The organism is Armatimonas sp. (assembly GCF_043760365.1).
Classification (GTDB): Bacteria; Armatimonadota; Armatimonadia; order Armatimonadales; family Armatimonadaceae; genus Armatimonas.
Map to the genome: position 1 here is coordinate 1 of NZ_JAYUPA010000282.1, position 1,988 is coordinate 1,988.

General features: G+C 62.4%; 3 protein-coding genes. All 3 read right to left on the reverse strand.

From position 1 onward, the window contains the following. Positions 1-551, reverse strand: a 551-nt coding sequence (locus tag ACH2EH_RS06725; RefSeq protein WP_395140141.1) for a serine hydrolase domain-containing protein, incomplete at its 3' end; no start/stop codon positions are given. A 19-nt stretch (positions 552-570) separates the two neighbouring features. Further along, complete coding sequence (locus tag ACH2EH_RS06730; protein ID WP_395140143.1) at positions 571-1,737, reverse strand: hypothetical protein; 1,167 nt, start codon at positions 1,735-1,737, stop codon at positions 571-573. Positions 1,738-1,746: 9 nt separating this feature from the next. Further along, on the reverse strand, positions 1,747-1,988 hold a 242-nt coding region (locus tag ACH2EH_RS06735; protein WP_395140145.1), incomplete at its 5' end, for a hypothetical protein.

A 1,988-nucleotide genomic window follows, 5' to 3' on the forward strand; every position in this document is an offset into this window, starting at 1 on the left:
AGCGGCTTCCAGAGGTTCTCCACGATCAGGCGTTCCCAGGGCTTGCCTGTCACCCGCTCCGCAATCACGCCAAGCAGAGTGTAGCCCGCATTGGAGTACGCGAACTTCCCGACGGTCTTATCGGGCGCATCCGCTAGGCGCTCCGTGAGCCAGCGGGTGCGCTGTTTTTCCAAAGGCCCGGTAAAGCCGTGTAGGTAGAGCAGGTTCTTGCCCCGGGGCTCCAGCTTGGTCAGGCCCGCCTGGTGCGCCAGAAGAGTCTCAATCGTGGTGGCTTTCCAGGCCAGCGGCGTCTCGGCAATCACCCCGCCCAGAGTGGTCTTCCCGCTCAGTTTACCTTGGTCCACGAGGAGTCCAATCAGCGCCGCTGTCATGGCCTTGGTATCGGAGCCCAGGTGGAAGGCATCGGTCGCGAGTGCGGAATCCGTCCCGCCAAACTTGCGCTTGCCGACCACGACGGCGGGCTGTGGTTTTCCGTCCACGATCGCCACCGCTCCGAGTGCGGGCAGCTCGTGCTTGAGACGAATCTCCTCAAGGGTTTCTTGCGCTTGCATAGACTCTTAGAGTACCCGATCAGAGAGCGAGCTGGTTGCGAAGCGCGACGGCATCTCCCTTACCCGTGCGGACAAACTCCGTGCCGAGGAGCTTCTCGCAGAGTGGCCGGAGCGTAGGCTGGGCTGTAAGGCGGCGCAGGATCGGCTCCAGATAGCGCCCTTGCGCCGCCAGAGTCACAAAGTGTTTCTCGGGCGCGGCTGCATAGTCCTGGAGCGCCTTGGCGACGGCGGCTTCGCGCTCTGCTGTGAGTCCCTCGATCCGGCCCACCATCACGCGCACCAGGGCATTGGGCTGGGGAAAGACATGCATCGGGATAAACTTCTCCGTCCAGATTGGGGGAAGAAGGAAGAGCACGCGGAGCCCGTCGCTGCCGAAATAACTTGACTTCCAGGTATTGACCAGCGCTCTGGCTTCGTCGGGGAAGAGTCCGCTCTCAACCAGTCCACGGGTCAGGTGCTGCGCCACGGCGTCTGCGGTACCGGGCTTCAGGCGCTGCGTGATGCCCTCTAGTTTCTGCCGGGGACTCAGGCTCTCAAAAGCCCGCCAGGTGATCTTGCCTTTCGTCACTTTCACCACAATCACGCAGCGCACGGGAACCGTGGTTGTCAGCTGCCCCCCGTTTATCTCAGGGAAGAAGCGCACGGGCAGATCGGCCTTGCCCAAGCCCCGGTAGAACAAAAAGCGCTCCGCCTCGCCACTTGCCGGAACCGGCGTGAACCCGCTGAGTGTGTCGTTGAGGAGCTTCGCTTCTGCGGTCATGTGAACCGTGGCGGCCTGGGGAACTTGGCGGGCGAAGCGCCAGAGCGCGTCGGGACTGATTGCAGGGAGGCGATCCTGCGGCGAGGGGGGCGCGATGTTGGCGATCCAGCCAATATGCCCATTGCGCGTGGGATGGGGGCCTGGGAAGCGCCCGACACGCTGGGCAGAGGGAAACCAGTGTGTCCAGATGCCCGTGGGAAAGTCCACTCCAACCGACACTCGGCGTGGCCGGTCGGTGTAGAAATAGATCACGGGGGTCTCGCCCTTGATTGTGGCGGTACTAGAGAACACGGTGTCTTCTTTTTGTGTGTGGACAAACGCGGGCAGCGGGTGCTCCTCGTGGTACATCCCCTCCAAATTGACGCCATCCGATCCCGCGACCGCTAAAAACGTCCCCCACTCGTGGACAATAAACTTCCCTTGCATTTTTTTCTCCTAGATCCCGAGCTGTGCGGCACCGCCCCACAGCAGCTTGAGCTCCTCGCGCCAGGTCGCCAGAGCTTTAGAGTCGAGAGCGAGCACCTGCTCGCGGGTGACACTTCCTGGGAGCGTCGTGAAGGTGAGGAGCTTGTCCAGAACGGCGGTGCGCTCTGCGCCCGTGACCCGTGGCAACAAATGAAATAGCGTCAGGGTCTCGGCAGGTTCTTTGAGCACCGCGAGCAGGGGAGCCAGTTTCC

Bases quoted from the DNA above. Each gene is read 5' to 3' on its own strand.
- ACH2EH_RS06730 (WP_395140143.1), bottom strand. From the start codon at position 1,737: ATGCAAGGGAAGTTTATTGTCCACGAGTGGGGGACGTTTTTAGCGGTC.